24 protein-coding genes are annotated in these 25,060 nt (G+C 41.0%); 12 read left to right on the top strand and 12 right to left on the bottom strand.

The window, feature by feature from the left end; translation table 11 throughout:
* Positions 1 to 48: 48 nt before the first annotated feature.
* The 3 genes from guaA to HW120_RS11220 form a co-directional block, all read right to left on the bottom strand.
* Positions 49 to 1,578: a glutamine-hydrolyzing GMP synthase gene (gene guaA / locus HW120_RS11230; protein ID WP_177734164.1), complete on the bottom strand. Its 1,530-nt coding sequence runs from the start codon at positions 1,576 to 1,578 to the stop codon at positions 49 to 51.
* 135 nt (positions 1,579 to 1,713) lie between these two features.
* On the bottom strand, positions 1,714 to 2,400 hold the full coding sequence (locus tag HW120_RS11225) for an SIMPL domain-containing protein (RefSeq protein WP_177734162.1): 687 nt from the start codon (positions 2,398 to 2,400) through the stop codon (positions 1,714 to 1,716).
* A gap of 49 nt (positions 2,401 to 2,449) precedes the next feature.
* Entirely contained in the window at positions 2,450 to 3,088 is a 639-nt protein-coding gene (locus HW120_RS11220) for a rhomboid family intramembrane serine protease (protein ID WP_177734160.1), read from the bottom strand.
* Positions 3,089 to 3,193: 105 nt separating this feature from the next.
* On the opposite strand from HW120_RS11220, the gene HW120_RS11215 reads away from it, so the two are divergent.
* Entirely contained in the window at positions 3,194 to 4,105 is a 912-nt protein-coding gene (locus HW120_RS11215; protein WP_177734158.1) for a lysophospholipid acyltransferase family protein, read from the top strand.
* 16 nt (positions 4,106 to 4,121) lie between these two features.
* On the opposite strand, the gene HW120_RS11210 is transcribed toward HW120_RS11215, so the two are convergent.
* The 7 genes from HW120_RS11210 to def form a co-directional block, all read right to left on the bottom strand.
* Entirely contained in the window at positions 4,122 to 5,618 is a 1,497-nt protein-coding gene (locus HW120_RS11210) for an aminotransferase class V-fold PLP-dependent enzyme (protein WP_177734156.1), read from the bottom strand.
* Positions 5,619 to 5,776: 158 nt separating this feature from the next.
* Complete coding sequence (locus tag HW120_RS11205) at positions 5,777 to 6,523, bottom strand: succinate dehydrogenase/fumarate reductase iron-sulfur subunit (protein ID WP_177734154.1); 747 nt, start codon at positions 6,521 to 6,523, stop codon at positions 5,777 to 5,779.
* 16 nt (positions 6,524 to 6,539) lie between these two features.
* The gene (locus tag HW120_RS11200) at positions 6,540 to 8,456 is read right to left on the bottom strand and encodes a fumarate reductase/succinate dehydrogenase flavoprotein subunit (protein ID WP_177734152.1); all 1,917 of its coding nucleotides are present in this window, start codon (positions 8,454 to 8,456) and stop codon (positions 6,540 to 6,542) included.
* Positions 8,457 to 8,493: 37 nt separating this feature from the next.
* The gene (locus HW120_RS11195; RefSeq protein WP_177734150.1) at positions 8,494 to 9,150 is read right to left on the bottom strand and encodes a succinate dehydrogenase cytochrome b subunit; all 657 of its coding nucleotides are present in this window, start codon (positions 9,148 to 9,150) and stop codon (positions 8,494 to 8,496) included.
* Positions 9,151 to 9,166: 16 nt separating this feature from the next.
* Complete coding sequence (locus HW120_RS11190) at positions 9,167 to 10,597, bottom strand: anion permease (protein WP_177734148.1); 1,431 nt, start codon at positions 10,595 to 10,597, stop codon at positions 9,167 to 9,169.
* Between the two features lie 26 nt (positions 10,598 to 10,623).
* Entirely contained in the window at positions 10,624 to 11,718 is a 1,095-nt protein-coding gene (locus HW120_RS11185) for a porin (RefSeq protein WP_246297061.1), read from the bottom strand.
* A gap of 437 nt (positions 11,719 to 12,155) precedes the next feature.
* Complete coding sequence (gene def / locus HW120_RS11180) at positions 12,156 to 12,806, bottom strand: peptide deformylase (protein WP_177734144.1); 651 nt, start codon at positions 12,804 to 12,806, stop codon at positions 12,156 to 12,158.
* On the opposite strand from def, the gene HW120_RS11175 reads away from it, so the two are divergent.
* The 8 genes from HW120_RS11175 to HW120_RS11140 all read left to right on the top strand — a co-directional run bounded on the left by HW120_RS11175 (position 12,789) and on the right by HW120_RS11140 (position 19,214).
* The gene (locus HW120_RS11175) at positions 12,789 to 13,700 is read left to right on the top strand and encodes an AraC family transcriptional regulator (RefSeq protein ID WP_177734142.1); all 912 of its coding nucleotides are present in this window, start codon (positions 12,789 to 12,791) and stop codon (positions 13,698 to 13,700) included. The two genes, def and HW120_RS11175, sit on opposite strands and share 18 nt — an antisense overlap.
* A 76-nt stretch (positions 13,701 to 13,776) precedes the next feature.
* Positions 13,777 to 14,157, top strand: coding sequence for a VOC family protein (locus HW120_RS11170; protein WP_177734140.1), 381 nt, complete (start codon positions 13,777 to 13,779; stop codon positions 14,155 to 14,157).
* A gap of 45 nt (positions 14,158 to 14,202) precedes the next feature.
* Positions 14,203 to 15,453 carry an agmatine deiminase family protein gene (locus HW120_RS11165; protein ID WP_177734138.1) on the top strand — a complete coding sequence of 417 codons (1,251 nt, stop codon included), beginning with the start codon at positions 14,203 to 14,205 and terminating at the stop codon, positions 15,451 to 15,453.
* A 183-nt stretch (positions 15,454 to 15,636) separates the two neighbouring features.
* Entirely contained in the window at positions 15,637 to 16,068 is a 432-nt protein-coding gene (locus HW120_RS11160) for a GNAT family N-acetyltransferase (protein WP_177734136.1), read from the top strand.
* Positions 16,065 to 16,583 (top strand): 5' nucleotidase, NT5C type, encoded by a 519-nt coding sequence (locus tag HW120_RS11155; protein ID WP_177734134.1) that lies wholly within the window; start codon positions 16,065 to 16,067, stop codon positions 16,581 to 16,583. The genes HW120_RS11160 and HW120_RS11155 overlap by 4 nt, the downstream gene beginning before the upstream one ends.
* 98 nt (positions 16,584 to 16,681) lie before the next feature.
* Positions 16,682 to 17,440, top strand: coding sequence for an SDR family NAD(P)-dependent oxidoreductase (locus HW120_RS11150; RefSeq protein WP_177734132.1), 759 nt, complete (start codon positions 16,682 to 16,684; stop codon positions 17,438 to 17,440).
* A gap of 96 nt (positions 17,441 to 17,536) precedes the next feature.
* Positions 17,537 to 18,064, top strand: a complete 528-nt coding sequence (locus tag HW120_RS11145; RefSeq protein WP_177734130.1) for a GNAT family N-acetyltransferase — start codon at positions 17,537 to 17,539, stop codon at positions 18,062 to 18,064.
* A gap of 22 nt (positions 18,065 to 18,086) precedes the next feature.
* Positions 18,087 to 19,214 carry a hypothetical protein gene (locus HW120_RS11140; RefSeq protein WP_177734128.1) on the top strand — a complete coding sequence of 376 codons (1,128 nt, stop codon included), beginning with the start codon at positions 18,087 to 18,089 and terminating at the stop codon, positions 19,212 to 19,214.
* A 56-nt stretch (positions 19,215 to 19,270) separates the two neighbouring features.
* On the opposite strand, the gene glmM is transcribed toward HW120_RS11140, so the two are convergent.
* Positions 19,271 to 20,659: a phosphoglucosamine mutase gene (gene glmM, locus HW120_RS11135; protein WP_177734126.1), complete on the bottom strand. Its 1,389-nt coding sequence runs from the start codon at positions 20,657 to 20,659 to the stop codon at positions 19,271 to 19,273.
* A gap of 87 nt (positions 20,660 to 20,746) precedes the next feature.
* Positions 20,747 to 21,814: an acyltransferase family protein gene (locus tag HW120_RS11130; RefSeq protein WP_177734124.1), complete on the bottom strand. Its 1,068-nt coding sequence runs from the start codon at positions 21,812 to 21,814 to the stop codon at positions 20,747 to 20,749.
* Positions 21,815 to 21,868: 54 nt separating this feature from the next.
* Here HW120_RS11130 and HW120_RS11125 point away from each other — a divergent pair, with 54 nt between their 5' ends.
* The 3 genes from HW120_RS11125 (at position 21,869) to HW120_RS11115 (ending at position 25,024) form a co-directional block, all read left to right on the top strand.
* Entirely contained in the window at positions 21,869 to 22,471 is a 603-nt protein-coding gene (locus HW120_RS11125) for an acyl carrier protein phosphodiesterase (RefSeq protein ID WP_177734122.1), read from the top strand.
* Positions 22,455 to 23,120 (top strand): DNA alkylation repair protein, encoded by a 666-nt coding sequence (locus HW120_RS11120; RefSeq protein ID WP_218618717.1) that lies wholly within the window; start codon positions 22,455 to 22,457, stop codon positions 23,118 to 23,120. The genes HW120_RS11125 and HW120_RS11120 overlap by 17 nt, the downstream gene beginning before the upstream one ends.
* A gap of 83 nt (positions 23,121 to 23,203) precedes the next feature.
* A complete protein-coding gene (locus tag HW120_RS11115) occupies positions 23,204 to 25,024 on the top strand; it encodes a chloride channel protein (protein WP_177734120.1) in 1,821 nt (606 codons plus the stop codon).
* Positions 25,025 to 25,060: the final 36 nt, after the last annotated feature.

Below are 25,060 nucleotides of genomic sequence, written 5' to 3'. Positions count from 1 at the left end.
ATAAAGTTAGAATTTTATAACGACTTATCTCAAATTTACAATTTCTTTTTATTCCCACTCAATTGTGGCCGGCGGTTTGGAGCTGATGTCATAAACAACCCGGTTAACCCCTTTCACTTTATTGATAATTTCGTTCGATATTTTCATCAGGAAGTCATACGGTAAATGTACCCAGTCTGCAGTCATTCCGTCTGTAGATTCTACAGCTCTCAACGCAACTACTTTTTCATAGGTACGTTCATCTCCCATAACCCCAACGCTGTTTACCGGTAACAGGATTGCTCCTGCCTGCCAGACTTTGTCGTATAATCCGTGTGTTTTCAGTCCTTCAATAAAGATCGCATCTACATCCTGTAAGATACTAACTTTCTCCGGTGTAATATCCCCCAGGATACGGATGGATAATCCAGGTCCCGGGAACGGGTGTCTTCCCAATAAGTCCGGGCTGATTCCCAAAGTAGCTCCTACTCTTCTTACTTCGTCTTTAAAAAGCATTCGTAACGGTTCTACTACCTGTAATTTCATGAAATCCGGTAAACCACCCACATTGTGGTGCGATTTGATCGTTGCCGATGGTCCTTTTACCGATACCGATTCGATTACGTCCGGATAGATCGTTCCCTGAGCCAGCCATTTTACATCTTCAATAAGATGGGCTTCATCATCAAAAACTTCAATGAACACACGTCCGATTGTTTTTCTTTTCGTTTCCGGATCCTCAATACCTGCCAATTCATTCAAAAAACGTGCCGAAGCATCCACTCCTTTTACGTTTAAGCCCATTCCTTTGTATTGCTCCAAAACGTTCTGGAATTCATTTTTACGCAATAGTCCGTTGTTTACGAAAATACAGTACAGGTTTTCACCGATAGCTTTGTTTAACAATACTGCCGCTACCGTAGAATCTACTCCACCGGAAAGTCCTAAAACAACTTTATCATTTTTAATTTTACCTTTTAATTCGTCTACGATTTCTTCAACAAATGCTTTAGGGGTAAAGTTTTGAGGTACTTCTGCAATTTTTACTAAAAAGTTCTCCAGCATCTGTTTACCGTCTGTTGAATGGTAAACTTCCGGATGAAACTGAATAGCATAAGTGGTTTCTCCTTCAATTCTGTAAGCCGCATTTTCCACATCTTTAGTACTTGCCAGACGAACACCGTTTGTTGGCAATTGCTTGATGGTATCACTGTGGCTCATCCAAACCTGACTATTTAAAGCCACTTCATCGAAGAAGGCTTCGTCATCTTTTACATAAGACAGGTTCGCTCTTCCATATTCTCTGATATTGGAAGGGGCTACTTCTCCTCCGCTAAAATGTGCCAGGTATTGTGCTCCGTAGCAAACCGCCAGTAACGGCATTTTACCTCTGATCTGTGATAAGTCCGGATGCGGTGCATCTTCTGCTCTTACGGAGTATGGGCTACCGGAAAGGATAACCGCTTTATAACTTGATAAATCACTGGGAAAGTGATTGAAAGGAAAAATTTCGCAGAAAATATTTAATTCGCGAACTCTTCTCGCAATAAGCTGAGTGTATTGCGACCCGAAATCTAAAATAAGTACGTTGTGTTGCATGTGCAAAAATAGACAATTCTTGAAAATTGAAAAATTTAAACGATTGAAAAAATGTAAAGAAATTATTTTCAAATGTTTACGTAAAAAAAAACTGCCCTAACCGGGCAGTTTTATCAGTTTTTATAAAGAATTGGATTAATCCAATGCGAAATTTATCGTCACATTAGCGGTAACTTCAATCTCTCCGATCGCTAAAGTCTCTCTTGTCATTTCGGTATCGGCCGACATTTTCATGGCTGACATATACGGTCTCGGGTAGTATGTAGACGAATTATCGGCTACCAGGATTGCTTTCCCCATTTTCTGGTTTAAAGCAGCAGCATAATCCTGTGCTTTTGTTTTAGCATCCTGTACTGCTTTTACTCTTGCCTGTGATTCATACTCGGTAACTTTAGTCGATTTGAAATCCACACCGTTAATAACATTTACACCGGCATCTACCAGGCCTAACATCATCGTATCGTATTTTGACAGCTCTTTTAACGTGATTGAGATAGTCTGATTGGCTACGAAATAGTGTTTTTTCTTTTCATAATCGTATGTTTTGTTCAACTGAACCTGTTTGGTCTGGAAATCCGCTTCCGGCAGTTTTGATTTTTTTAAGTATTTGATAACAGCATCAATAGCAATATCATTTTTCTTTTTTACATCGGCTGCCACTTCTCCTGTGTTTTCCACGCCAACATTAATGATTACATAATCCGGAGTTACTTTTATTTTCCCTTCGCCGGAAACAACTATCTGTGGTTGTGTTTTCATTTCTTGTGCATTTGAAACTGTTGCCATGAACAGTGTTACTACGATTAAAATTGCTTTTTTCATTTTTGTGCTTTTTAAGTTATATACTACAAATCAAATCCAATGCCAAAAATTATAATTTTCCTGTTTTTGCTAAAAAAAACAAGATCACGATGGGAATTGCCAGCAGTATTACCATTAAAGTATTGTCCTGTAACATCGAAGGAACTTTGGCAATTGTAATAATATATCCGCCAATTGCCCCGCCAAAATGTGCCACATGCCCGATGTTGTCATTTTTGGCTTTCATTCCGTAAATGGAATACAGCAAATAGCCAATGCCAAAAAGATATGCCGGAACCGGAATGATGAAGTACAGTCCCAGGGTCATATCCGGACGCAGCAGGATAGCGGCATATAAAATCCCGGTTACCGCACCCGAAGCTCCTATAGCTCTATAGGAATAATCATCTTTGTGAAAGTAAAGCGTCAGCAAACTGCCGCACAGTAAACTTCCTATATATATGATCAGAAAAGAAGCGGTACCCAGATCCTGAATAACCACCGGTGCAAAAAAGAATAACGTCAGCATGTTAAAGGCCAGATGGGCAATATCGGCATGCAGAAAAGCAGACGAAAACATTCTGATTTGCTCACCTGCACGGATGCTTCCCACGTGAAATTCATATTTTCTAAAAAACGAAAGGTCATTAAAACCTTTAAAGCTTACAATTACCGTTATTGCAATAATAATTAATAGTACAGAATTCATTCCGGTTGGTTTTCTTTCTGTAAAAATACAGATTGTTTGTTTAGGTAATGTTAATTTGGGATGGTAAAAATATTTTTAAAAGTTATATTTGTAAAAAATATCGAAATGCAGTTTTTACTCTATATAATCGCCTACCCTTTTTTATGGTGTATTTCCATTCTTCCGTTTCCTCTTTTTTACTTTCTGTCTGATTGTACTTATGTTGTGGTATACCACCTTGTCGGTTACCGGAAAAAAACGGTTCGGGACAATATCGCATTAACGCTGCCACACCTTTCCAAAGAAGAACGCATCCGGATTGAAAAGAAGTTTTTCAAACACATGTGTGATATGTTTCTGGAAATGATCAAAACCATGACCATTTCGGAAGCAGAGATGAAAAAGCGTTTTGTTTTTACCAATATTGAAATGGTAAGGGAAATGGAGAAAAAGAACAAAAGTATCATTATGATGTGTGCGCATTATGCCAGTTGGGAATGGCTTATCATCCTTGACAAGTACATCGATTTCCGGACTTTTGCCGTTTATAAAAAAATCCAGAACAAATATTTTGACAAGTTAATCCGCGACATCCGTTCGCATTTTAACGCGACATTAATTGAAGCCAAAGAAACGGTAGATGTTATCCGCAAAAATGAGATTAACAATATCAAAGGTTTTTACGGTTTTGCAAGTGACCAATCGCCACAGCTGCACCGAACCAACTATTTCGACACTTTTATGGGCATTAATGTTCCCGTATTTACCGGAGCCGAAATGCTGGCCAAAAAAATGGATTTATCCTTAGTGTTTGTAAAAGTACAAAAAGTGAAACGGGGACATTATCAGGCTACCTTTGTGCCTTTGGTAGAAAACCCTAAAGAAGTTCCCAACTATCAAATTACAAGCATGTACCTGCGAATGGTTGAAGAGCAGATCCATGAAGCACCGGAATATTATTTATGGACCCATAAACGATGGAAACACCGCGACAAGCAATCGCTTAAATCGCCAAGAATAAAAAAAGCCCTGAATTAATTTCAGGGCTTTTGCTTTATAATTTAAACCAACTCTTTACCATTTCTTTTTCCAGGTTAAGCGCTGCTTTGTGTACAAACTCGTTTGAATTTTTGTTGTATTCATAATCATTCGCCCATGCAGTGTGATTGGCAGCCAGGGCTTTAATACTGTCACACACATACGCCACTTCTTCGCTGGTAGTGGTTGGATGTATTGACATTCTGATCCATCCCGGTTTTTCGATTAAATCACCCGAAGTAATTTTTCCGGTAAGATAATGGGAGGTTTCCTGATCCACATGCAGCAGGTAATGCCCGTAGGTACCGGCACAACTACAGCCGCCGCGGGTTTGAATTCCAAATCTGTCGTTCAGGATCTTTACACCCAGGTTAAAATGCAGGTCATTGATATAAAAAGAAATAACCCCCAAACGATCCTCATGCTGGCCTGCCAGTATGTTAATGTTGGACGCCTGTTTTAATTGTCCGAAAACATAATCGGTAATTTCATGTTCTCTTTTCAGGATATTATCAATACCCATCTGTTCTTTTAACTGAACGGCCAATGCGGTTTTGATAACCTGTAAAAAGCCCGGTGTACCACCGTCTTCTCTTTCTTCAATATTATCCAGGTATTTGTGTTCGCCCCACGGGTTGGTCCAGCTTACGGTTCCTCCGCCCGGACAATCCGGGATCATGTTGTTGTATAATTTTTTATTGAAAACCAGTACACCTGAAGTTCCGGGTCCGCCTAAAAATTTATGCGGAGACATAAAAATAGCATCCAGATAGCCTTCCGGATTATCTGCCGGGTGCATGTCTATTTTAACATAAGGTGCCGAACAGGCAAAATCCACAAAACAAACCCCGTTGTATTCATGTACTATTTTAGCGATATCGTGATATGCCGTACGGATTCCGGTTACATTAGAACAAGCCGTTACCGAAGCGATTTTTAAAGTGCGGTCTTTATATTTTTCCAATAATTCACGGAAGCTTTCCAAACAGATCAATCCCTGTTCGCAAGCCGGAATTACCTCAACTTTAGCAATTGTTTCCAGCCATGAAGTCTGGTTAGAATGGTGTTCCATGTGCGAAATAAAAACAACCGGTTTTTTCTCTTCCGGAATCTGCGTATACTTTTGCAGGTTTTCAGGTACTTTCAATCCTAAAATACGCTGGAATTTATTGACTACGCCTGTCATTCCGGAACCATCCACGATCAATACATCGTCTTCGTTGCTGTTCACATGTTTTTTAATGATATGGCGGGCTTCATGATAGGCCATTGTCATCGCAGTTCCGGAAACAGTGGTTTCCGTATGGGTATTGGCAACAAACGGACCAAATTCGTTAATTAGTTTTTCTTCAATGGGACGATACAAACGTCCGCTCGCGGTCCAGTCGGTATAGATAATTTTCTGCTTCCCAAAAGGAGATTCAAATTCCTGGTCAATACCAATAATATTTTTTCTGAATTGCTGGAAATACTGTTCTAATTCTGTTGTTGGTTTCGTGTCGGTCGTTGTCATTTTTTGTTGCTATTGAAATGCAAATTTATAATTTATAAACACGAAAACTGTTAAAAAGAATTTATAAATGTTATTTATTCCAAACGATAGTTATAAAAAAAGAGGACCGCTGTGGCTGTCCTCTTTTCTTCTGTTAAAAATATATAAAATTGGTGCGTTTATTGTTTTAAAATTTTTGCCCGGTTGTATTCATAATTCATTTGGGCAATATTGAGTACTGAAATACTTTGCGGGCATTCTACTTCGCAGGCTTCTGTATTGGAACAATGTCCGAAAGCTTCCGCATCCATTTGGTGTACCATGCTCAACACACGGTGGTCTCTTTCTTCTTTTCCCTGCGGCAGTTTGACCAAATGGGTAATCTTGGCCGAGGTGAACAAAGCGGCACTTCCGTTTTTGCAGGTAGCCACACAGGCCCCACAGCCAATGCAGGCCGCCGAGTCGAAAGCCGCTTCGGCTGTATTATGGTTCACCGGAATACCGTTTGCTTCCGGTGCCTGACCGGTATTTACCGATACGTATCCGCCGGAAGAGATAATCCGGTCGAACGCACTCCGGTCTACCTTTAAATCTTTCTTTACCGGAAATGCCTGGGAACGGAACGGTTCGATCACTACTGTTTCCCCATCTTTAAATTCCCGTAAATGCAGCTGGCAGGTGGTTGTATTTTTAAGCGGCCCGTGTGCCAGTCCGTTAATCATTACACCACATTGTCCGCAGATGCCTTCCCGGCAGTCATGGTCGAATTCTACCGGCTGGTCGTTTGCTAAAATGAGTTTTTCGTTCAGGGTATCCAGCATTTCCAAAAAAGACATGTGCGGATTGATATCTTCCAGTGAATAATCGACTAATTTTCCTTCGGTGTCTTTGTTTTCCTGTCTCCAAATTTTCAAATGTAACTTCATATTCTTTTTCATTAGGTTATTTGTAACTTCTGACAATTGGTTTCACATATTCAAAAACCAGATTTTCTTTATGCAGTTCCGGCATTGCATTTTTGCCTTTCCACTCCCATGCCGAAATAAACTGGTATTCGGCATCGTTTCGTAAGGCTTCGCCATCCGGTGTCTGATATTCTTCTCTAAAATGCGCGCCGCAGGATTCATTACGGGTTAAGGCATCATAACACATCAACTCGCCTATTTCCAAATAATCGGCTACACGTCCGGCTTTTTCCAGCTCATTGTTCATCGCTCCGGCTTCACCGGGAATGTGTACGTTCTGGTAAAATGCAGTCCGGAGTTTTTTGATTTCTTCAATGGCAAACTTTAAACCGGATTCGCTACGGGAAAGTCCGCAGTAGTCATACAGTATTTTGCCCAATGCCTTGTGGTAGTAATCCACCGTTTTATCGCCTTTGCAGTGTATCAAAAGATTCAGCTGTTCTTTAACCGTTTGTTCTGCTTCTTCAAAAGCCGGATGATTGGTATCGATCTTCCCGGTATGGATTTCTCCGGAAAGATAGTTTGCCATTGTATAGGGCGCTATAAAATAGCCGTCCACAGATGCCTGCAGCAGCGAATTGGCACCCAGGCGGTTTGCCCCGTGATCGGCAAAGTTCGCTTCACCCAATGCAAACAGTCCCGGAATTGTGGTCATCAGTTCATAGTCTACCCACAAACCTCCCATCGAAAAGTGGGCTGCCGGTGAAATCATCATCGGTTCCTTATAGGCATCAATCCCGGTTATTTTGCGATACATATCGAAAAGGTTTCCGTATTTTTCTTTGATCTTAGCAACGCCCTGTTCTTTTATCGCTTTGGAGAAATCGAGATAAACGGCATTTTTTAAGGCACCAATACCAAATCCGGCATCGATGCGTTCTTTTGCCGCCCGGGACGAAATATCCCTGGGTGCTAAATTTCCAAAAGCCGGGTATTTTCTTTCCAGGTAATAATCGCGTTCCGCTTCCGGAATATCATTTGCCGGCCGTTGTTCGTTTTCTTTTAACGGCACCCAGATACGGCCGTCATTTCGCAGGGATTCAGACATTAATGTCAGTTTGGACTGGTAGTCGCCGGATTGCGGTAACGAAGTCGGGTGTATTTGTGTCCAGCTCGGACTTGCCATTAAAGCGCCTTTTTTATGGGCTCTCCAAATTGCCGAACCATTACATCCCATCGCTAATGTGGATAAATAGTAAATTTTACCAAATCCTCCCGTTGCCAGCACTACCGCATGGGCAGCATGACGTTCGATAACGCCTGTATCCAAATTCCGGACGATAACGCCTCTTGCTTTTCCATCAATAACAACCAGATCCAGCATTTCATGCCGGGTAAACAATTGTACCGTTTTTTTGCTGACCTGCCGCATTAAGGCCTGATACGCTCCGATAAGCAATTGCTGCCCGGTTTGTCCTCTGGCATAGAACGTTCTGCTCACCTGAACACCGCCAAAAGAACGGTTGTTCAGATACCCGCCGTATTCCCTGCCAAACGGAACGCCCTGTGCAACCGCCTGGTCAATTAAATTCAGTGAACATTCCGCCATCCGGTACACATTGGCTTCCCTGGAACGGAAGTCGCCGCCTTTCAGGGTGTCCACAAACATCCGGTACACGCTATCGCCGTCATTTTTATAATTCTTTGCGGCATTCACACCGCCCTGTGCCGCAACGGAGTGCGCACGTCTGGCACTGTCCTGGAAGCAAAAAGATTTGACATTATAGCCCATTTCTCCCAGGGAGGCTGCAACAGAACTTCCGGCTAAACCGGTTCCTACGACAATGACCTCTATTTTTTTTCGGTTGGCAGGATTTACCAACTTCGCATTTTTTTTATAATTGGACCATTTTTCCTCTAAAGGTCCGGCTGGTATTTTAGCATCTATCTTCATACTACTACTTTTTTATGAATCCGGAAATTCCACCGGCTCATTTATTATTGATAAAATAGACATACACCGGGATTACCGCAAATCCGAAACTAATGGCTACCGAATAGGCTATGCCGAAATAGCGGAACCATTTTACGAATTTGGGATGAAAAACACCCAGTGTTCTTACCGCACTGAAAAAACCGTGCAGCAAATGATAGCCCAAAGCAATCATCGACAATACATAGATCACCACATACCACCATTCCTGATAGGTCGTAACAACCAGTGTGTATAAATCCCGGTTGCCATTAGCGTCCGAAGGCAGGCTGCCGAATTTGTATTCGTACCAGAAGTTTTTAAAATGGATGATTAAAAAGACCAGGATGATCGTTCCCAGGATGCCCATGTTCCTGCTGTACCATTTACTGGCTCTTCCCCTGTTGTCCTTTTTATAATCACCACCCGATTTTTTATTCTTTACCGTAATAACCAGCGCATATACGGCATGGAGAATAATGGAAGCATACAGCACATACGAAACAATCTTTATCAGCGGATTGCCCGATAAAAAATGGGAATATTCATTAAACTGCAGCTGTGCTTTTTCTGCCGGCAGAAACAATTGCAGGTTTCCTAAAAGGTGAATGACCAAAAAGAAACACAGAAACAATCCTGTCAGACACATTAATATTTTTCTTGAAAGTGATTGCATGCGATATTGTTTTTAATTAATAGTAACCTATGATTTTCATCCAGAGTCCGCCTATTGCCATATAAATAAACAACAGTATTAATCCGGTTTCCAGACCGCGGAGCCACCAGTTTTTCAGATCCACATATCCGCTTCCGAAAAATACCGGAGCCGGCCCGTGTCCGTAATGGGTTAACGTACCGTATAAAGACCCGATGAATCCCAGCATGAATGCCAATAGCAGTCCCGGAATTCCCAGGGATACTCCTACTCCCAGTAAAGCGGCATACATGGCGGCTACGTGGGCCGTGGCACTGGCAAACAGGTAATGGCTGAAGAAATACACCAGAACGATTACCGGAAAGGCAATCTGCCATCTTAAATCGCCAATCTGAACTTTTACCAAGTTACTAAACCAGCCGATAAAGCCCAATTCGTTCAGGGAGCTTGCCATCATGACCAAAACAGAGAACCAGACAATCGTGTCCCAGGCTCCTTTTTCGGATTTAATGTCTTCCCATGTTAATACCGATGTGAGCAACAGCATGATCAAACCGATAAAAGCAGTTGTGGTGGCATCAATAGAAAATAAATCGCCGGTGATCCACAAAAACAACAGCAGGAAGAAAGCGAACAGCATCAGCCATTCGTTACGGGAAATCGGTCCCATTTCTTTCAGTTTTTTTGCGGCTACCTGTGGCGCATCGCCGGTTTTCTTTAATTCCGGCGGATATAGTTTATACAGTACAAACGGAATAACAAAAAAGGATACCAGTCCGGGAACTATTGCTGCCAAAGCCCAGGACATCCATGAAATTTTAATCCCTAAATCGGCTGCAAATTTTTGACACATCGGATTACTCGCTGTTCCGGTTAAGAACATTGATGAAGCAATCAGGTTCATGTTATAGCTGTTTAGCGTCAGGAACGAACCTAATTTCCGATGGGTTTCCGGTTTATCGGGTTCGGAACCAAAACTGATCGCCATTGATTTCATGATTGGGTAGATAATCCCGCCGCCTCTTGCGGTATTACTCGGAATAGCCGGAGCAAGGCACAAATCGGCCAGTCCAAGACCATACGCCAGCCCCAATGAGCTTTTCCCGAAAATACGGATAAACAGGAAGGCAATACGGTTTCCCAATCCGGTTTTGATAAATCCTCTCGCAATAAAGAAAGAAATCCCAATGAGCCAGATAACCTTATCCCCAAATCCTCTTAATGCTAAAGTGATTGACTTCCCGGCTTCGCCCGGTGCCAATACCTGTGAAAATGCCGTAATCCCGATGGCAATCATACACATCGTACCCATTGGTGCTGCTTTGAGGATAATGCCCAGAATCGTGGCCACAAAAATGGCAAAAAGATGCCAGGCTTCGGGTTTTACGCCTTCCGGCTCGGGAATGAACCATAATAGCATTCCCACTGCCAAAGTAATCAATACTCTAGTGATGTTTACTTCTTTCATAAGTGCTGTTTTATATTAATAAACGTTTATAATCGGCTCTGAACCTGTAATATCAAAAGATTGTTATTGTGTGTGGTTGTATTGTCAACCGTGTGTTTGTAGCGGTCGATCTGCATTCCCAGCTGAATCCGGGCACCGTAATCTTTCAGGAATTCGAATCCTAACATTGGTACCAGTGACTGTCTTGGGTTGGAATTGATCCTGAAATTGGAATCCAGGTATTCGTAACGGCAGGAAAACTCAATCGCACTAAGTTTTTTGTATTTGATTTCGTAGCGGACATTCGGCAGGAAGTAGAATCCTCTCATCTGGTAGTTGCTTAAATAAGGAGTTCTCTCATCAACCGGCAGTGAGAAGTACAGGTTATGGTTAATGGCCTGTTTGGCTTCCATCTGCGTTTCAAAAAACAAGCGGTCCATGATTTGATAATCGGCGGTCAGGTCAAGTCCTACCGCATATACTTCTTTTTTAAACACTTCGCCTATTCCTCCATTCAGACCAAAGTTTATATTGTACTTTTTTGAGAGTTCCAATACTACTCTTGATAAATATTGTTTACCATTGTCTTTGTCCATTTCCTGGTTTCTGCCGTTGCCGTTTACTGCCGAAATTGCATACGTTACGGGTAGTTTACCAATGTCAAACTTTCCGCTCATCGAAGCGCCGATCTGGAAACTGGTCCAGCCGTTTTTCCCGAATTCGTAATACTGGTTCGAAAAATCCATCGATTTGATAATGTCTACCGGATAGGTTTCCTCGATCCCGAACCACGGCCGGAATTGTCCCAAAGTGAATGCAAAATGTTTGTTGAAGGTATATTTGATATACGCATTTTCCAAAACCTTATTTTTAGGATCGGATTTGAAATCGGCTAAATTTACCAGTGCCACTACTTCGGTATGGTCGCCAATAGCAGCCTTTACCTGAGTTCTCATTCTCTTAATGTCGAACGAGTTCCGGGTGACATCGCCTTCGGAATGATGCAGACCGTTAAGGTCTATATTCTCCGTGAGTCCGGTTAAATAACGTGCCTGAAAAAGTCCTTTAAACTGAAATACCGGGTATTTTACTTTGGCCGGAGCCACCGTTGCCGTAGAGTCTTTGCCGGTTTGTGCCTGCATTGCAGCAGTAACGAACAAAAGAAGAAATACTTTTTTTAAAGGGGATAATGTAAACGTAATTTCCATAGTGAAGAATTTTAGGCCTCGATAGATATTGGGTATCTATCTTAATAAGGGAAATTGTTATCACTATAAAATTAACAAAATTTTCGTAAAGAAATACTTTACAAAATAAAAATTATCGATAATTTCATCTCAAAGTTAAAAGATATAACAATTGGTTAATTTTATCACGCGGTATTATTATGTCAGTTTTTATTTCTTAAAATGTTTACTATATATTCAGTCAAACATTTCAAACCCGCAGTTTTTGTAAGGTTAAACCGGTTTGGCTCTATTGTAAAAAAGTCCGCACCGGCGCAGCATTATACTGGCTGATGCGGACTTTTACAAAACGATGTACAATCAGAAATCGTAAGCGACCTCAAACGTCCTGATTATTGTCTTCTGAGTTTGGTTTGCAAGAAAAGCGCTGTTTCATTATTAATACTGTGAAACTGCATATTATTTTGTTCCAGTAATCGGTCCGTAAACAAAATACCGTTCAGGTGATCTGTTTCATGCTGAAAGATAACTGCCGTAAATCCTTCAATGATTTCTTCCTGAGCCTTTCCTTCCCTGTCAAGGTATTTTAATCGTATTGTATAATTCCGATATACGTCACCGCTACTGTCCGGAATAGACAGGCAGCCTTCGTTTCCTTTGCGTAACAGTTCGGAGCGCCATACAATCTGCGGGTTGATATACACTTCAAACGGTTCATTCTGTTTGTCAAACCGCTGTACCCAGATCACGTTGCGATTGATGCCAACCTGCGGCGCTGCAATACCCACACCGCCTTCGGACGGATCGGTAACCGCTTTGAACATTCTCTCAATCAAAAGAGGTAAGTCTTTATCGTTTGGGCTGATATCCCGGGAAACGGTTTTTAGTATTTTTAATTCTGCCGGTTCCGTAATCTGAATCACTCTCAGTTTGCTTTTGGTATTTCCGGAATGGATTATTTCTTTTTCTGTTTTGGTAAAATTTTGTGCTGTGACCGTCATGCTAACTAAAATGAACAACGTTATATGATATATCTTTTTCATTTTCTAAAATTAAGACATTATTTTTACATTCGTTTGGGTAGGGACCGGCTTTGTTCCGGAATATTCAACGAACAAAAAAACAATATCAATTTGAGCGGCATCCTCACTATAAAAGACTTATACCAACCGATTCAGCCTACCATTACGGATACGGCAGAACAGGTTCGCTATCGGGAATTTCTGCCGGACAGCCGCCTGCAGCACTACATTCATTGCTACTGGCAGCTACAGACAACGGCTGAACTAACCGCACCATTTCATTACCGGGTGGTAGCCGATGGCTGTATTGATATTTACTTTGAATTACAGAATCCCGAAGAAAGCTATGTTATCAGGTTTAGCAAAACGTATACCGAATTCCCGCTGGATAATACGTTTAATTATATAGGTGTTCGTTTTTACCCGGCCATGTTTCCGCTGCTCTTTAGCATCAATGCCGCTGAACTTGCTAACAGGTATGAACTTTTAGCATTGGTCTTGCCGGATAATGCTACATTTTTAGCACAGCATTTTAATGAGAAACTGGATCTGCAGGCTATTAAAACGCTGTTGGATCATTATTATTTAAAGCATATCAGCACCGCTGCTTTCCAGCCGGACAACCGCTTTTTTAAGGCAATGACCCTCATTCTGGAAAACTCCGGCACACTGGCTGTCGAAAAAGATCTGGATACCGGCATCAGCTCCAGACAGCTGCGCCGTCTTTTTGAATTTTACATCGGCGATTCGGCTAAAACGTTTTCCAAGGTCGTTCGCTTTCAAAGTATCCTGAAAGAAAAGCCTTCCTTACGGGAGAATCCGTTATTTTTTGATGCGGGTTATTATGATCAGGCGCATTTTATCAAAGAGTTTAAAAATATGTATGGCGCTACTCCCGGAAATGTACTCAAATAAGATTGTCCGTTTTTTACAATCCGGTTCCGGTAACATCCCCGAAATTTGCCACAGATAAACCATTAAAACTACAATTATGAAACTAAATGCCGGTATCGTAACCGAAAAATTAGCCGAAAGCAAAGCCTTTTACACATCCGTCCTGGGGTTTGGAGTAACTTTTGAAAATGATTTTTACCTGTTGCTGCACGCTCCGGACAACAGCAGTGAACTTAGTTTTTTACTTCCCGATCATCCTTCGCAACAGCCTTTATTCCAAAAACCGTTTGCCGGACAGGGTATGTATCTCACCATAGAAGTTGACCATGTTGATGCCGTATATGAAATGATAACAAACAAAGGCATCGCCATTGCCATCGAATTGCGCGACGAACCCTGGGGCGACAGGCATTTTGCAATAGTGGACCCGAACGGTATTGGAATTGACATTGTTACCTATGCTCCGCCTACCAACTAAGCGATATATTCCGTAACTTTATAGGTTCCCTTTAAAGTTTGAAAAATGAAAGTACATGATTTTAAAACGGTTGGTGAATTTGAAGAACAGGAATCGGTTTTAATAATCTGGCCGGTCAATAAATATGCAACACAGTCGAAGGAATTTGATATTGAAGCGGTAAGCCTGGAATTGCTACAGTACTTAATCGACCATGTTGCGGTGATCATTAGTTGTTATGACGATGCGCAGAAAGAGTATGTGATAACTACTTTGGAAAACAACCGGATCGACGTCAGCAAAATCCGTTTTATGATCTTCCCAGCCGAGCTTATTTTTTCAAGGGATTTTGGGGCTGAAATTTTAGTCAACAATCATGGAGAGCGTGCCGTAGCCGATTTCAATTTTGACACTTACGGTATGTATCCGAACAATCATCCTGTTTCGAAAAAACTGGAGGAATTTGACCGTGTTCACGCGAAATTCGTGGCTGTTGAAAATTTAATATTTACCCGCTTAACCAGCGAAGGCGGAAACCGGGAGTTTAACGGCGATGGAATCCTGATGACCATTGAAGATACCGAAGTAAACAAACGCAACAAAGGCTGGACAAAAGAACAGGTTGAAGCGGAGTTTAAACGGGTTTTCAACCTGTCCCAAATAATCTGGCTGCCGTATGCCACTTATGACGATGAAGATATGTACAGCGGTCCTATCCCTGATGAAAACGGTGATCTTATTGCTTATCGTTCAGGATCGGCAAACGGGCATATCGATGAGATGTGCCGTTTTGTCAACCGCAATACCATCCTTATTGCCGATGTTACAGAAGAAGAAGCCCTGAGTAATCCAATCCATGCTTATAATAAGGAACGTCTGGATATCGCTTATTTACATTTAAAAGGTGAAACCGACAATCACGGCGATCCGTTTACCATTATAAAAATGCCGGTTCCGGAACCCATATATGTAAACATTCAGGAAGGCGATCCTGTTTTTGACGATTATCAGCAGGCACACGACATGCTTCATGGGAAATTGCGCGACGGAAGTCCGTTTCCGAAAGAAAAAATGAAAGTGATGCCGGCTTTGAGTTACTGCAACTTTTTAATTACCAATAATCTGGTTATTGCCCAGAAATATTACCGGGAAGGAATGCCGTATAAGGTAAAGGAAAAAGACGAGGAAGCGTTGCGCATCCTGCAAAGCGTGTTTCCGGAAAGAAAGGTGGTGGCAATGGCTACCATTGCCTTAAATCTATATGGCGGCGGGATCCATTGCTATACCCGGAATGTGCCTAAAGGCCATACTCCTTAACTCTACAGACCGGAAAGTGCGCTCAATATCCAGGAAACAATTTTGGCAAAGCCGATAAAAGCTGCATTGCTGCAAAGTCCTGAATGCCTGTATTTCTTTATCAAAAATTATAGTAAAATTAACAGGCGGATCCATTGTTACTCCTTGATAAAAAATTAGCTTTGAGTATAATACTCTTACCTTATGTCGATACGTAAAGCTACCTTAGCCGATAGTGACCGCATCTGCGATTTACTGGCACAAATGGATTATCCCGGTACTGCTGCTTTTCTCAGCGAAAAGATAGCTTTATTACTGAAGCATCCGGATGAAGCATTACTGGTTTATGAAGAAAACAAACAGGTACTGGCTTTTATTTCCATTCATTTTATTCCGCAACTGGCTTTAAAAGGCGATTTCGCAAGAATCAGCTATTTTGCCGTAGACCACGATGCCCGGAGTAAAGGTATCGGAAAGCAGCTGGAAGAATACAGTGTGGCTTTGGCAAAACAGCACAATTGTGACCGTATCGAACTGCATTCGCATTCCAGAAGAACGGAAGCACATAAATTCTATTACAGACAAGGATATACCGAAGTACCCAAATATTTAGTAAAATCATTACAAGAACTATGAAGCAACGATTATTAGTAGACATGGATGGTGTTTTAGCCGACATATATGCCCAACTTATTCAGTATGAAACTGTCGAGATGGGTATAACCCAGCGTATTGAAAATTTAAATGGCAAACCGGAAGCTACCGTGTTTAAAAATGCCTATGAATACATAAACACTGCCGGTTTTTTCAGAACACTTCCGGTTATGGAAGGCAGTATTAAAGCTTTGGAACTCTTAAATGAAAAATACGATTTGTTTATTGTTTCTGCCGCCATGGAATTTCCAAACAGCCTGGAAGAAAAGTTCTACTGGCTTGAGGAGCACTTCCCGTTCATTACCTGGAAACAAATTGTTTTCTGCGGTTCCAAAACAGCTGTTAAAGGCGACATCATGATTGACGATCATTTTAAAAATCTGGACTATTTTGAAGGCAGGGCTTTACTGTTCTCGCAGCCGCACAATAATAACAATCACGACCATCCGCATACCAGGGTTAATAACTGGCAGGAAATACTGCATTTACTAACCTAAAAAACTTAAACTATCACCATTAATACTTAAGCTGTCACCATAACGGAACGGCAGGACTGCTTTAAATTTGCCTTTGTAAAACATTAAAATTCAGAACAATGTCACAAAAAATAGCTTTAGTAACAGGAGGAAGCCGCGGACTTGGTAAAAACATGGTCTTAAGTCTTGCTCAAAAAGGAATCAATATTATTCTGACGTACAACAGTAAAAAAGAGGAAGCTCTTGAAGTCGTGCGACAAGTTGAAGCATACGGTTTAAAAGCGGCTGCCATCCAACTGAATGTAGCGGAAAGTAAAAGCTTTGATGCTTTCTGGCAGGAAACAGCCCAAACGTTACAAACACATTTCAAGACCGCTACCCTGGATTATCTGGTTAACAATGCCGGTATTGGTATTCACGCTTCTTTTGCAGAAACTACCGAAGAGCAATTCGACACCTTAATGAACATTCAGTTTAAAGGAACTTTTTTCCTGACGCAGAAGGCTTTGCCAATTCTTGCCAATGGCGGTGGAATTGTTAATATTTCTACCGGATTAGCCCGTTTTTCTTTTCCGGGATATGCCGCTTATGCTTCGATGAAAGGGGCTATAGAGACCTTAACAAAATACCAGGCAAAAGAACTTGGTTCAAGAGGTATCCGTGTTAATGTGGTGGCACCGGGAGCCATTGAAACAGATTTTGGCGGCGGCGCTGTTCGTGACAATTCCGATTTGAATAAACAGATTGCTTCCGTAACGGCTTTAGGCCGTGTGGGACTTCCGGACGATATTGGCAGTGTTGTTGCCTTTTTATGTACCGATGATGCCAAATGGGTCAATGCCCAGCGTATTGAGGTATCCGGCGGGATGATGCTGTAAACAATCGAAAAACAATATATAAAACCCTGGGAAATTCTCAGGGTTTCTTATTTATTTACTATTTTTCAGCTTTTAAACACTAATCATTACTGTTTGATGACCACTGAAAAAATTACCACAGAACGGCTGTTTTTAATTCCTTTTACCCGCAGCGTTGCGATGGATGTCCTTGAAGGCAATTGTACCGAATTGCACAATCTCGGGATTCATATTGCCGACGGCTGGCCGGATGACGATGTAATGGAAACCCTGCCGAAAATAATCAACAATCTGCAATTGTCAGGTTATCCTACCGGATTTGAGTCTTGGATGATCATTAAACAGGACGATATGTGTATCATTGGCGATGTGGGCTTTAAAGGAATACCGAATGCCCAGGGCGAAATAGATCTGGGATATGGTATTATCCGGCAGCAGCGCAAAAAAGGATATGCGTTTGAAGCGGCTAAAAACCTGGTAGACCGGGCATTTTCCGATCCAAAAGTGGTGACCATAACCGCCAGAAGTTTAATTAGCAATGTCGATTCTGCAAAAATACTAACGAAAATAAATTTTACGGAATGGTCCCGAAGCCACGACATGATACACTGGATCCTGGACCGGGAACGTTTTTATACCCTATAATTAACACTGATTGGTTTTTAAAATGAAAAAGATCCTGCTATTTGTTTTTATCGCACTGCATATCGGTTGTTTTTCCCAAAAACAAAAGGAGCCGTCCATCCATCTGACGATATCCCCGGTAATTGACCGTGAAAAAGAAATCAACAAAAAGATCATCACGGCGCTGACCGGATTTCTGGCTACAAAAAATCAATCGTCACAGGAAAATAAATACTGGCTGAAAAGTGATTTTGAAAAATATAAAACACCTTATACAGACCTTGTTAATATCGAAAACAGCAAATTCGGGACGGACTTCTATAAGCCTACGCTTATGGAGATCATCGATACAAAAACTGCCGATTGTAAGATCGTAAAAATTGCGTACATCGGTTATAATACCCAAACAAAGGACAATACGATACGGTGTATTTACAATATTGTGGCCAATCACATCCACAACGACATCCTATTTAGTCATTATCTGGACTATGCCACCCGGGATTATACTCCTGTGACAATTGAAAGTATTCATTATTTTATCTCGCCTTTAAAGAAATTAAACAGCGTTGAGGCCAATCAGCAAAAGCTTGATATTGTAAAAATCTGCAAGTTCTTTAATTGCAGCCCGATTCCGGTCCATTATTACTCCTGCACCAGTCCGCAGGAACTGTTCCGGATAAAAGGTTTTGATTATAATCCGCTGATGTATGTTTCGGAAACCGGCGGCCTGGCAGAATCCAACAATACCGTTTTTTCAGGCAATAACGCCGATTGCTATACACATGAAATTGTCCATATCTATGTAAACAAACTCTTTCCCAATGTGGCTGCAATATTGAATGAAGGTATTGCAACCTATTTGGGCGGCAGCGGATTGTACAGTTATGACTGGCATAAAAACAATCTTAAAAAGTTCCTCCAAAAAGGCAATACGATCGATTTTCAGCGTTATATCGATAATCCGTTTGAAAGGTTCTATATTGACAATGAAACTTCCGTTCCTTATATGATCGGGGCTTTAATTTGTGAAAGAGCCTTAAAACGATACGACCGGGAAAAATTGCTGCAATTACTGCAAAACAAAAACAATAGCGACATCCGGGTACTGCTCCGGGAAATCGGAATCACTCCGGAAAATATGAATGCAGTGCTGCTTCAGGAACTATAAGCTATTCGTTTCGGAAATTGTATAAAAAAACCCTGAGAAATCTCAGGGTTTTATTTTTATATTCCGGCTATCGCTTTGATCTCGTCAATAATTCTCAGGGCAAGACTGTCTGCCTGTTCCTGCGTTGGCGCTTCTGTATAAATACGGATAATCGGTTCGGTATTGGATTTTCTCAAATGTACCCAATCGGTTGCGAAGTCTATTTTGACACCGTCAACAGTTGAAATATTCTCATTTTTATATTTTTCCGTCATTGCTTTTAAGATGGCATCAACATCGATCTGCGGTGTTAATTCAATCTTGTTTTTGCTCATAAAATATTGCGGATATCCGGCTCTTAATTCTGCTACGGTTTTCTCCTGGTTGGCTAAATACGTCAGGAACAAAGCAACACCAACTAAAGCATCACGCCCGTAATGTAATTCCGGATAAATGATTCCGCCGTTACCTTCGCCACCCAACACAGCATTATTTTTTTTCATCAGTTCCACTACATTCACTTCACCAACCGCACTCGCTTCGTAGTTTCCGTTGTGTTTGTTTGTGATGTCGCGCAATGCTCTTGAAGAAGACATATTGGAAACGGTATTTCCGGGTGTTTTACTCAATACATAATCGGCTACCGCTACAAGCGTGTATTCTTCTCCAAACATTTCTCCGTCGTTTGAAATAAATGCCAGACGGTCAACATCCGGGTCAACTACGATACCGAAATCTGCTTTTTCTTTAACCACCAATTCGCAGATATCGCCCAAATGTTCTTTTAAAGGCTCCGGATTGTGCGGGAAATGTCCGTTTGGTTCACAGTAAAGTTCTACAACCTCTACGCCCATTTGTTCCAATAGCTTCGGAATAATGATTCCGCCTGAGGAATTCACACCGTCTACGACAACTTTAAATCCGGCTTTCTTAACGATTTCCGCATCCACTAAAGGTAAGTCCAGCACTTCGTCAATATGGATATCCATATAGGCATCGTTCTCGGTAATTACACCTAAGCTATCCACATCGGAAAAATCGAAAGCTTCCTGTTCGGCAATTTCTAAAATTTTGGCACCATCGGCTCCGCTTAAAAATTCGCCTTTTTCATTCAATAGTTTTAAGGCATTCCATTGTTTCGGGTTATGCGAAGCTGTCAGGATAATTCCGCCATCCGCTTTTTCCAATGGCACCGCTACTTCAACTGTAGGCGTTGTTGACAGGCCTAAATCGATAACATCAATTCCCAAACCAATTAACGTATTGACAACCAGATTGTGAATCATCGGACCCGAAATCCGGGCATCACGACCAATTACAACCGTCAGTTTTTCTTTTGTACTGTTTTGTTTCAGAAAAGTCCCGTAAGCCGATGCAAATTTAACCGCATCAACCGGTGTCAGGTTATCACCTACTTTTCCGCCAATAGTTCCTCTAATTCCGGAAATTGATTTTATTAATGTCATATAAATTCAGGGTTTCAATGTTTATTTTTAAAATGTTTACAAATATAAAAAAGTTGTGGCTTGCCACGAGGTTACCGGCTCCGGTTTTTATCGAAAATTCTTTTTTAATCTGAGAAAATACGATTCGTAATAACGATAGGATATGCCGGCAAATAAAATAGTCAGCACAATTACCAGCGTGTTAAAAAGTAAAATCTGTATGATATCCGGTAATCCCATATTAGAGATAAGCTTAATAAACACCAATCCGACAAGCTGCATTGCTATGGCATGGAACATATAAATGCCATAGGAAATGGTTCCTAAATATTTCATGATGCGGTGCTCCAGAAACGTAAACGGAACCTGACAAATTGCAGACAGAAATACGGCAAACAGTATCATGCTGAACAAATGATATCCCATTTCTGATAAATTATCGATAAAGACATTGGTGGTAAAATAGACTGTCATCATCACGAGCAACAGCAGCGCTGCCGCCTTTACTCCTTTTCCGTTCACCTTTTTATCCAGCATTAAAACGGATGCCAGACCGCTTGACGAGAAATAAAAAAAGTACATTTTAAACTGATACAGCTGCGGTAATAGATCCGAAAAGAAAACCGCAAAATAAACAATCGTAAAACCGGCTAAAACCGGCAGTATGTAGTTTCTTTTTACCCATAACATAACCGGTGCAATAAATAAGTAAAACTGTTCTTCTATACCGATAGACCAAAGTATTTCGATGATTCCACCCGGATGATACAAACTGCCGAATACATTGGGCAAAAAGAATACGGAAAGCAATATCCCTTCCAAAAGGTTATAATTGCTTTCAAAATCATAACCTAACTGCGGCAATAAAAAACGGTAATAAAAGAAGCCTGTAAACAGGATCAGGTAATACAATGGAAAAATCCTTAAAATTCGCTTCATGTAAAATTTCGGAAGTGAAATGTAACCGGTTTCTTTTTTTTCGATATATACCTGCCTGATGATCAAAAATCCGCTTAAAGAAAAGAAAACATATACCGCTTCTTTACCTTTATGAAATATGGATAAAGCGTCAAAAAAAGGAATTTCCTGGTTTCTGCAAAATTGCGGGATATGAAAAAGAACTACAAATAGTGCTAAAAAAAATCGAAGAGCGGTTAAGTTTGGCAATGCCTTCATTAAAAATATCTTTTTCCAAAAGTAATTATTACATTTACATAAACCCGATTACAGATGAATTTTTTAGCGCACATATACTTGTCCGGAAATAACGATTTGATCAAAATTGGCAACTTTATGGCCGATGGTATTCGCGGCAACGAATACAAAAATTTCAACCCGGAGATCCAGAAAGGCATCTTATTGCATCGCGCTATCGATACTTTTACTGATGCCCACCCGGTTTTCAGAAAAAGTAAGCATCGTCTTCATGAAGCTTACGGTCATTATTCGGGCGTGATAATCGATGTTTTTTACGATCATTTTCTCGCTAAGAACTGGCAAGTGTATGCTGATATTGAACTGGAAAAGTATGTTGCGGCTTTTTATAATTCCCTTGAAGTACATTATGATGAGCTAACGGAAAAAACAAAAGGGCTGATGCCTTATATGATTGGCCGGAACTGGCTGGTTAGCTATGCTACCATCGAAGGTATCGGGACTATCCTTTTCCAGATGGACCACCGCACAAAAAACCGTTCCGGTATGCAAAACTCCGTAAAAGAATTACAGGAATTTTATACTGATTTTGAAGAAGAGTTTACGCTTTTCTTTGAAGAATTACGCCATTTTGCCGCCACCAAATTAACCCAGATAAACCATGACTTTCATAACTGATTTAGAAAAATCATTTTCCGGGAATGCCGCTGCTGAAATTGCCCTGCCAATGGAAGCGTATATGAAAAACCTTTTTAGCTATTATGGCATAAAAGCTACGTCCAGAAAAGCCATTACCAAAGAAATCTGGAAACAGCACAAAGAAGAAGTAGCCTTAAAAGCACGGGAAATCGGTTGGGAACTATTCAATAAAGATAAAAGGGAACTGCATTATGTTGCGATAGAAATCCTGGAAAAAGAGCTTAAAAACAAGTATCTGAAAGAGGACATTGCGTTAATCGAAAAGGTGATCACAACTAATTCCTGGTGGGATACCGTTGACTTCCTTGCCAAATATTTGCTGGGCAATTATCTTATACAATACCCGGAAGCAATCCCGGCTGTTACTACCGCTTTTTCCGATTCGGAAAACATGTGGCTCAACCGTTCTGCAATTCTTTTCCAATTGGGTTATAAGTCAAAAACTGATGCCGCTTTACTCTTTTCTTTGTGCCGGAAACATGCTGAATCAAAAGAGTTCTTTATACAAAAAGCGATCGGATGGGCATTGCGGGAATATGCCAAAACGAATCCCGAAGCCGTGAAAACATTTGTGGCGGCAACCACACTAAAACCATTAAGCAAAAGAGAAGCACTGAAAAATTTATGAAGTTTTTAAAAACAGAGTTATTCAAAAGGCGTATTTTAGCGTTTCAAAGTTTTTATAACAAATTCACCTAAATTTTCTCTAAAATGCCAACTAAAAAAGTTTCTCCTATAACCTTGTTTTTCCGAAAAAACTTCAAGCGTTTAGAAGCCACTTTGTTCTTTTTAAAATCCATCTTAAACAACCGTCAGTTTATTTATTTATCCTGTGTTTTAGTGGGTATTTCATCGGCATTAGCGGTAATTGTTTTAAAGACCTTTTCGCATTCCGTTTTTCGTTTTGCCAATTATATTGACGGAATTTTACATTTACCGTATAGTAACAGTATCCTTCCCATTGCCGGGATTTTACTGACGGCATTTGTTATTAAAAAATTCCTTGACGGCAGTATCGAAAAAGGGACTTCACAAATCATGATTGCTGTGGCAAAAAAGTCGGGAATCATGCCCCGCAAGCAAATGTATGCCCAGATCATTACAAGTTCCCTTACGGTAGGTATGGGTGGTTCTGCAGGACTGGAATCCCCGATTACGATTACCGGAGCGGCTTTTGGTTCCAATTATGCCCAGAAATACCGCCTGAGCTATAAAGACCGGACGTTATTGCTTGCCTGTGGTGTTGCCGCCGGTATTGCTGCGGCTTTTAACGCTCCTATAGCCGGCGTTTTGTTTGCCATCGAGGTGATTTTAGCCGACATGAGTGTGACGGCTTTTATCCCGATCATGATTTCTGCCGCAACGGGTGCTTTGGTGACCAATGTGCTTTTAAAAGAGGATATTCTGCTGTCGTTTCACCAACAGCTTAGCTTTGATTATCACAATATCCCTTACTATATTATCATCGGTATTTTTGCAGGACTCGTTTCGGTTTACCATGCCCGTACGTTCCGGAAAGTGGAACACTTTTTTGACCGGTATAAAAACAAAACCTATAAAAAAGCGATCGTTGGTGCTTCGGCATTGGCAATACTGATCTTCTTTTTCCCGACACTATTCGGGGAAGGATATGAAAGTATTAAAGCACTTTCCAACGGGAATCCGGAGAAATTACTCGAAAATACCCTCCTGAATCCGTTTAAGGATAACGAATGGGTTTTGGTACTTTTTGTTGGTGCAACCATGATGATTAAGGTTTTTGCTACGGGATTAACGCTTGGAAGCGGCGGTAATGGCGGTAATTTTGCGCCTTCCTTATTTGTTGGTTCCTATCTGGGTTTTTTCGTTGCAAAATTGTTTAACCTTATCGGTTTATCCCATAATCTGCCCATCAGCAATTTTACAATTGTTGGTATGGCCGGTGTATTGAGCGGCTTGTTTCATGCGCCGTTAACCGCTATTTTCCTTATTGCGGAAATTACCGGCGGTTATGCCTTAATGGTTCCTTTGCTGATTGTTTCGTCCATTAGCTTTGCGATTACCAAAAAAATGGAAATCCACTCGATGGATATTAAAAATCTTGCCGACAAAGGGCAGGTTTTTACAAGTGATAAAGACAAAAATATTCTTTCCTCTATAGAATTGTCCAAACACATCCGGAATGATTTCAGAACCATCACCACGCATGCCAAACTGGAAGATGTTATCGAACTGCTTTCCACCACCAAACAAACGATCTTCCCGGTCCTGAATGAAAACGAGGAATTGCTTGGTATTGTGGATTTTGATAAAATCAGAAACATTGTCTTCAAACCTTTCCAGATAAAATATACCGCTTTAAGCGATGTTATCCTGAAAACGGAAGCAATCATCTGCTATGATGAAATCATGGAAACCGTAATGGATAAATTTGACAGTAACCATACCGATATACTTTTGGTACTGAAAGACAAAAAATATCTGGGTTATCTCTCCAAAATTGAAGTACTCGAAAGCTACAGAGAAAAACTAAAAGACATGCGGATAGAATAGCTTATTATCGGATAGGGTGTATTTTTTTACCATCCG

The organism is Flavobacterium inviolabile, from assembly GCF_013389455.1.
Lineage (GTDB): Bacteria > Bacteroidota > Bacteroidia > Flavobacteriales > Flavobacteriaceae > Flavobacterium > Flavobacterium inviolabile.
The sequence above is the reverse complement of the archived record's forward strand: the minus strand, read 5'-3'. Positions and strand labels throughout refer to the sequence as shown.

Excerpts from the sequence above, each read along its gene's own strand:
- guaA (WP_177734164.1), bottom strand. The coding sequence starts at position 1,578 with ATGCAACACAACGTACTTATTTTAGATTTCGGGTCGCAATACACTCAG.
- HW120_RS11225 (WP_177734162.1), bottom strand. The coding sequence starts at position 2,400 with ATGAAAAAAGCAATTTTAATCGTAGTAACACTGTTCATGGCAACAGTT.
- HW120_RS11220 (WP_177734160.1), bottom strand. The coding sequence starts at position 3,088 with ATGAATTCTGTACTATTAATTATTATTGCAATAACGGTAATTGTAAGC.
- HW120_RS11215 (WP_177734158.1), top strand. The coding sequence starts at position 3,194 with ATGCAGTTTTTACTCTATATAATCGCCTACCCTTTTTTATGGTGTATT.
- HW120_RS11210 (WP_177734156.1), bottom strand. The coding sequence starts at position 5,618 with ATGACAACGACCGACACGAAACCAACAACAGAATTAGAACAGTATTTC.
- HW120_RS11205 (WP_177734154.1), bottom strand. The coding sequence starts at position 6,523 with ATGAAGTTACATTTGAAAATTTGGAGACAGGAAAACAAAGACACCGAA.
- HW120_RS11200 (WP_177734152.1), bottom strand. The coding sequence starts at position 8,456 with ATGAAGATAGATGCTAAAATACCAGCCGGACCTTTAGAGGAAAAATGG.
- HW120_RS11195 (WP_177734150.1), bottom strand. The coding sequence starts at position 9,150 with ATGCAATCACTTTCAAGAAAAATATTAATGTGTCTGACAGGATTGTTT.
- HW120_RS11190 (WP_177734148.1), bottom strand. The coding sequence starts at position 10,597 with ATGAAAGAAGTAAACATCACTAGAGTATTGATTACTTTGGCAGTGGGA.
- HW120_RS11185 (WP_246297061.1), bottom strand. The coding sequence starts at position 11,718 with ATGCAGGCACAAACCGGCAAAGACTCTACGGCAACGGTGGCTCCGGCC.
- HW120_RS11175 (WP_177734142.1), top strand. The coding sequence starts at position 12,789 with ATGATATATCTTTTTCATTTTCTAAAATTAAGACATTATTTTTACATT.
- def (WP_177734144.1), bottom strand. The coding sequence starts at position 12,806 with ATGAAAAAGATATATCATATAACGTTGTTCATTTTAGTTAGCATGACG.
- HW120_RS11170 (WP_177734140.1), top strand. The coding sequence starts at position 13,777 with ATGAAACTAAATGCCGGTATCGTAACCGAAAAATTAGCCGAAAGCAAA.
- HW120_RS11165 (WP_177734138.1), top strand. The coding sequence starts at position 14,203 with ATGAAAGTACATGATTTTAAAACGGTTGGTGAATTTGAAGAACAGGAA.
- HW120_RS11160 (WP_177734136.1), top strand. The coding sequence starts at position 15,637 with ATGTCGATACGTAAAGCTACCTTAGCCGATAGTGACCGCATCTGCGAT.
- HW120_RS11155 (WP_177734134.1), top strand. The coding sequence starts at position 16,065 with ATGAAGCAACGATTATTAGTAGACATGGATGGTGTTTTAGCCGACATA.
- HW120_RS11150 (WP_177734132.1), top strand. The coding sequence starts at position 16,682 with ATGTCACAAAAAATAGCTTTAGTAACAGGAGGAAGCCGCGGACTTGGT.
- HW120_RS11145 (WP_177734130.1), top strand. The coding sequence starts at position 17,537 with ATGACCACTGAAAAAATTACCACAGAACGGCTGTTTTTAATTCCTTTT.
- HW120_RS11140 (WP_177734128.1), top strand. The coding sequence starts at position 18,087 with ATGAAAAAGATCCTGCTATTTGTTTTTATCGCACTGCATATCGGTTGT.
- glmM (WP_177734126.1), bottom strand. The coding sequence starts at position 20,659 with ATGACATTAATAAAATCAATTTCCGGAATTAGAGGAACTATTGGCGGA.
- HW120_RS11130 (WP_177734124.1), bottom strand. The coding sequence starts at position 21,814 with ATGAAGGCATTGCCAAACTTAACCGCTCTTCGATTTTTTTTAGCACTA.
- HW120_RS11125 (WP_177734122.1), top strand. The coding sequence starts at position 21,869 with ATGAATTTTTTAGCGCACATATACTTGTCCGGAAATAACGATTTGATC.
- HW120_RS11120 (WP_218618717.1), top strand. The coding sequence starts at position 22,455 with ATGACTTTCATAACTGATTTAGAAAAATCATTTTCCGGGAATGCCGCT.
- HW120_RS11115 (WP_177734120.1), top strand. The coding sequence starts at position 23,204 with ATGCCAACTAAAAAAGTTTCTCCTATAACCTTGTTTTTCCGAAAAAAC.